Raw genomic sequence first — 6,155 nt, 5'->3', positions numbered from 1 at the left:
CTGTTCTTTAACTCAGCCATTTTTAGAACAAAAAAAATTCGTTACATAAATGCAACGAATTTTTATCTATCTCCAGATTTTATGCGCATTGTTTATTGTGTGATGGCGGAGGAAGAGGGATTCGAACCCCCGCGCGGTTTAACCCGCCTGTCGGTTTTCAAGACCGATCCCTTCAGCCGGACTTGGGTATTCCTCCGTAACAACAAAAACTAATTTACCATATTATTTATACGATGTCAACAATAGAAAATAAAAGTTTTTTCTTATTTCTAGATAAAAGTGGGTTGGTAAATTCCGGACGGAAAGTTCCGTCCGGTCATTTCACCTATTCGTTTGGTCTAATAACTTCTCGATTGCCCATATATGGACGCAATATTGTTGGAATCACGACACTGCCGTCTTCCTGTTGGTAATTTTCCAAGATTGCTGCAACCGTACGGCCAATGGCAAGGCCTGAACCATTTAATGTATGAACATGCTCCAGTTTTGCTTTTGGATCACGGCGGAAGCGGATGTTAGCACGTCTAGCCTGGAATGCCTCAAAATTACTGCAAGAAGAAATCTCACGGTACGTACCATAGCTCGGAATCCAAACCTCAATGTCGTACTTTTTGGCAGCAGTAAAGCCAAGGTCTCCTGTGCACATGCTCAGTACACGGTAAGGAAGTTCTAATAATTGCAAAACCTTTTCGGCGTCATTCGTTAGTTTTTCAAGTTCCTCATAAGAATCCTCAGGCTTCACGAACTTAACTAATTCAACTTTATTAAATTGATGCTGACGGATTAAGCCTCTTGTATCACGCCCCGCAGAGCCAGCCTCAGAACGGAAACATGCACTATATGCAGCATAACGGATTGGCAAATCTTCACCGCTTAAGATTTCATCACGGTATATGTTTGTGACAGGCACCTCAGCTGTTGGAATTAGGAAATAGTCTTCACTTTCAATTAAGAAAGCATCCTCCTCAAATTTTGGTAGCTGGCCTGTTCCTGTCATACTGGCACGATTTACTAGATAAGGCGGCAAAACTTCTGTATAACCATGCTCATCAACATGTAAATCCAGCATAAAGCTAATTAATGCCCGTTCTAACCTTGCTCCAAGCCCTCTATAAAATACAAACCGGCTTCCAGTTACCTTTCCAGCCCGTTCAAAGTCAAGAATTCCTAAATGGTCTGCAATATCCCAGTGGGGTTTCGCTTCAAAGATAAACTCACGAACTTGACCCCATTTTCTAATTTCCACATTTTCATCTTCCGTTTCCCCGACAGGAACACTTTCATGTGGAATGTTAGGAATACTTAACAATAGTTGTTCTAATGTTTCTTCGACGCTTCTTAATTCTTCATCCAGTTCTTTGATCCGGTCCCCAACTTCACGCATTTCTACAATAAGTTGGTCCGCATCTTTTTTCTCTCGTTTTAGGGCAGCAACCTGTTGCGTTACCTCATTACGCTTTGATTTCAGCTGTTCAGACTCCACGATTAGTTCGCGTCTTTTTACGTCTAAGTCTTCAAACCGCCCAAGATCGGTCAAGTCCTCACCACGGTGCTGCAGTTTTTCCTTAACTTCTGCAAAATTGGCTCTAAGGTATTTTAAATCCAACATACTCTGACACTCCTTATCTTTTTTATATGATTGGGCTTTCCGGGAAAAATAAAAAACTCCCATCCCCAAAACAGGGACGAGAGTTACCCGCGTTACCACCCTGGTTGACAGTAAAAACCATCCACCTCAAAAAAATAACGGTTTTGCACCGAAAGTACTTACTGACCCTAATTAAAGGTGTTCCGTACTTTGCTCGAGGATGGATTCACAAGATTTATTCACCGGTTTACACCAACCACCGGCTCTCTTTGAGAATAACACTCTTGTTACTAATTCCTCTCATTGCTTTGACAATTTCATTTTTGTATACCCTAATTTACTATAATTGTTACCCAAATGCAACCAATTTATTCAAAGAAAAGCGCTGGGGCTGACAATTCTCAAAGCCGAACGTTTATACTTATCACCATAAAAAAAGTGAGGGACTCCATGCCCTCACTTTTTAGAACCAGCCTTTTACTGTCGAAGATATTCCATCCCAGACATCACCGAAAAAACCGCCGATTCCTCTCATCATTAACACAAACCAATTTGCTCTTTCAACATTTTGAGCTGCAACTACTTCTACCTGTGTTTTCTTTTTACCTTCTGCAGTTAAGAAGCTTACTTTATTCCCATCTTTCGGCTCAACTGTTACAAAACCAACAACGTCCCCTTTTTTAATAGGAGCGGTCAATTGGCCTTTGCTGTTAACCTTGTTTTTATCGAGAACTAGCACAGGCTTGTAATTTTTCTTTTCACCATTCTCAATGACCAAATTAATAGCCGACTTGGTATATACTTTTACTTTGTCTGCTTTCCCTTTGATCACCGGTATCGTTTCATACCCTTTTACTTGATAATGTTTAGGGACTACTTCTTCTTTAGTTGTATTAGTGAATGCGTAATCCAACATTTTCTTTGTTTCATCGAATCTAGCCTTATAACCACCCGCTCCACTGCCGTCTTTAGCATTTTGAACAACAGTTATAAATCTTTCCCCATTTCTCTGGGCTGTTGCAGTAAAACAGTAACCCGCAAAATCGGTAGTTCCGGTTTTAAGACCATCTATTCCTTTGTACCCATAATCAAGTGAAGGAAGCATCCAATTCCAGTTAATCATGTCGATTTTGTCTGTGGTTCCTTCTCTAAATGTCTTTTTCGGAATACTAGCCGTTTTTAATACTTCAGGATACTCATTAATTAAATGGAAAGCTAATGTTGCAAGATCACGTGCAGACATAACGTTCTCATCATCTGCTCCGGTACCTTCAGGTTGTTCACCTTGGTAGTCCTTATTATTTAGACCAGTAGCGTTGACAAATTTATAGTTCTTCAAGCCAAGTTGTTTGGCCTTTGCATTCATCATTTTTACGAAATTTGTTTCTGACCCGCCGATTGTTTCAGCAATTGCAATAGTTGCGGCGTTTGCTGAATAGATGGCCATGGCCTCATATAGTTCACGAATCTTATACGTGCCGTCCTGTCTTAGAGGCACATTGGACAAATCGCGATTTTGTGAGATTTTATAGGCTAGGCTGCTTGGAGTATATTCCTGATCCCATTTCACCTTTCCATGTTTCACAGCATCAAGTAACAGATATTCCGTCATCATTTTTGTCATACTGGCAATACCTAATGGACTGTCAGCATTTTTTTCATATAATACCTTCCCTGTTTCAGCATCGACCAATATGGCTCCATCGGCATTAACATTCAATGCTGGTGCAGCTTTTACATTATCTAAGCCGGTAAAAAGGCTGAAAAACAGAATCAATGCCATGGCACTGGCGATATACTTTTTAACAAAATGTTTCTTCACGATTAGCGCCTCCAACGTTTAATTACACCTTGGTTATTTTAACATATCTCACCCGCAAATCATAGACAGATAATAGTATCATCTTAATGCCGAGTTTGCTAGTTTACTAGAGGATACTAGGTCTTTTTTCACCCAAAAAAAACAGAGGAGGCTCGACTCCTCTGCTTAAAATTATTAGGATAATGAATAGTTTGGTGCTTCTTTAGTAATCTGTACATCATGTGGATGACTTTCTCTTAAACCTGCACCGCTCATTTTAACAAATTGGGCTTTCGTTCTTAGTTCCTCTAAATCCTTCGTTCCACAATATCCCATTCCCGCTCTTAATCCACCAATTAACTGGTAAACAGTTTCAGCAAGAGGCCCTTTATATGGAAGACGTCCTTCAATCCCTTCAGGAACAAATTTTTTGTTGTCCTCTTGGAAATAGCGGTCTTTTGAACCCTTTTCCATGGCTGCAACAGATCCCATTCCACGATATACCTTAAAGCGGCGTCCCTGGTAAATCTCTGTTTCACCTGGGCTTTCGGTCACCCCTGCCAACATGCTTCCAAGCATAACAGCGTGGCCTCCGGCTGCCAATGCCTTAACCACATCTCCGGAATATTTAATTCCACCATCTGCGATAATCGCTTTTCCAAGTTTAATCGCTTCTGTGGCGCAATCATATACTGCGGTAATTTGCGGAACACCGACACCTGCAACAACCCTTGTGGTACAAATCGAACCTGGTCCAATTCCGACCTTAACCACATCAGCACCGGCTTCAATCAAATCTCTTGTAGCTTCTGCAGTTGCGACGTTTCCTGCTACTATCGTTAAATCAGGATAAGCACTTCTAATTTCCTTAACCGTTTCAAGAACTCCTTTTGAATGACCATGTGCCGTATCGACCACAATGACATCTACATTTGCTTTTACAAGCGCATCCACTCGTTTCATCGTATCACTTGTAACGCCTACTGCAGCGCCCGCTAAAAGACGTCCTTGGCTGTCCTTGGCTGAATGAGGGAACTCAATTACCTTTTCAATATCTTTAATGGTGATTAATCCTTTTAACACTCCATGATCATCCACAAGAGGAAGTTTCTCAATCTTATGTTTTTGGAGGATCTTTTCAGCTTCTTTTAAAGTGGTTCCAACAGGGGCTGTTATTAAATTTTCCTTTGTCATAACATCGGAAATTTTAAAAGAATAATCCTGATCCTGAATAAATCTAAGATCTCTGTTAGTGATAATGCCTACAAGTTTTTGCTCTTCATCATTGTTGACAATTGGTACACCTGAAATGCGGTATTTCCCCATTAAATGTTCTGCATCAAAAACTTGATGCTCAGGTGTGAGGAAAAATGGATCTGTAATTACTCCACTTTCTGAACGCTTTACCTTCTCAACTTGCTCTGCCTGCTGTTCAATAGACATATTCTTGTGAATTATACCTAAACCGCCTTGTCGAGCCATTGCAATGGCCATTTCAGACTCTGTAACGGTATCCATGCCGGCACTAATAATGGGAATATTCAGCTTGACAGTCGGTGACAATTCAACATGCAATTTTACATCCCTTGGGAGAACTTCAGACTTGCCTGGTATCAACAATACATCATCAAACGTTAAACCTTCTTTTACAAATTTATTTTCCCACATCTTAACAGCCTCCAGAACAAAAAATATTATTTGTAGGTTATCAATTGGACAAAATACTGTCAAGAGAGAATGATTTAAAAGACTTTTCTGAAAAATAGGTGATTTTATCATGAGTATGAATTATAAGGGGTGGAGCAGCTTTTCTTGCTTTTCCTCAGCTGAATATTGCCAAACGTTTTTAAAAAAATGTTATCAACGGAGCAACATTAAAAATCCTGAACAAAAGAGCTATGAAAACGGCTATGCCTTTTTATATTATCTTGAACATGGACAAATCTATTATGAACAGGCTGATAAGTCGCCCATTATCTTAAAACCTATATTACTGTTTTATGGTCTTGTCCATTTAATTAAGGCTTGCATACTAACAGTAGATCCCGCCTATCCAGAGACAACAGCCGTATTAGCACACGGAGTATCAACAAGAAAGCGAAAAAAACAAAACTACGATTTTTTTCATGATGAAGTGAAGCTACAAAAAAACGGTCTATTTCCCTTCATGTCTGATGTCTTGTTCCACATGAAACACATGGAAGGGGATAAGGTCATGATGGAGGAATTATTACAGCTTATACCTGAACTTGATGAATTGTTCTACATACTTTTAGGGAAAAGGACATTTAAAAAGTTGAAAAAAGAGGGGGATATATTAATTATTCCTGAGGAAATATTAGATCAATATCATATGACGGAAAATCGGTTTAAAGATTTCCTTGCCTCAAAAATAAAAAAACAAGTGGAATTCTCAAATGAACGGCTTGGGGTAAAATTAGGGTTGAATATGTTTTTGGGCAGCTCACCATTAAAATATAATTTAGAGGACAAAGAGTGGTACTTTCCTTTATATAAAAGTAATTTCTTTAATTATCCAGAACTGCAAATTCATTATTTATTGTTATATAACCTTGGTATGATCGCCCGATATGAGACGGAGTGGTGGAGCGAATTAACAAAAATGAAACCAAATCATGATTATCCATTCATTGACTCCTTTCTGCAAATTACCATAGAAAAAGGGCCATTTTTAATTTATCAATATTTGATGAGATCATAAAAAAAGACAACCCTAAACAGGTTGTCTTTTTTTGCCCGGCAACG

4 protein-coding genes, 1 tRNA gene and 1 other annotated feature are annotated in these 6,155 nt (G+C 39.3%); of the genes, 1 reads left to right on the top strand and 4 read right to left on the bottom strand.

Going from position 1 to position 6,155, the window contains the following annotated elements:
* Positions 1–103: 103 nt before the first annotated feature.
* From V7083_RS18865 to guaB, 4 genes are all read right to left on the bottom strand, one after another.
* Positions 104–196: transfer RNA gene (locus V7083_RS18865), tRNA-Ser, on the bottom strand.
* Positions 197–325: 129 nt separating this feature from the next.
* Positions 326–1,609: a serine--tRNA ligase gene (serS, locus tag V7083_RS18860; RefSeq protein ID WP_335480806.1), complete on the bottom strand. Its 1,284-nt coding sequence runs from the start codon at positions 1,607–1,609 to the stop codon at positions 326–328.
* A gap of 69 nt (positions 1,610–1,678) precedes the next feature.
* Positions 1,679–1,901: a binding site (T-box leader), on the bottom strand.
* Positions 1,902–2,051: 150 nt separating this feature from the next.
* On the bottom strand, positions 2,052–3,371 hold the full coding sequence (locus V7083_RS18855) for a serine hydrolase (protein WP_335480827.1): 1,320 nt from the start codon (positions 3,369–3,371) through the stop codon (positions 2,052–2,054).
* Between the two features lie 213 nt (positions 3,372–3,584).
* Complete coding sequence (gene guaB, locus V7083_RS18850) at positions 3,585–5,057, bottom strand: IMP dehydrogenase (protein ID WP_335480804.1); 1,473 nt, start codon at positions 5,055–5,057, stop codon at positions 3,585–3,587.
* Positions 5,058–5,166: 109 nt separating this feature from the next.
* On the opposite strand from guaB, the gene V7083_RS18845 reads away from it, so the two are divergent.
* On the top strand, positions 5,167–6,111 hold the full coding sequence (locus V7083_RS18845) for a YaaC family protein (protein ID WP_335480802.1): 945 nt from the start codon (positions 5,167–5,169) through the stop codon (positions 6,109–6,111).
* Positions 6,112–6,155: the final 44 nt, after the last annotated feature.

The organism is Bacillus sp. JJ1764 (assembly GCF_036962145.1).
Lineage (GTDB): Bacteria > Bacillota > Bacilli > Bacillales > Cytobacillaceae > Neobacillus.
Note: the sequence above shows the minus strand (reverse complement) of the source record. Positions and strands in the feature narration are given on the sequence as shown.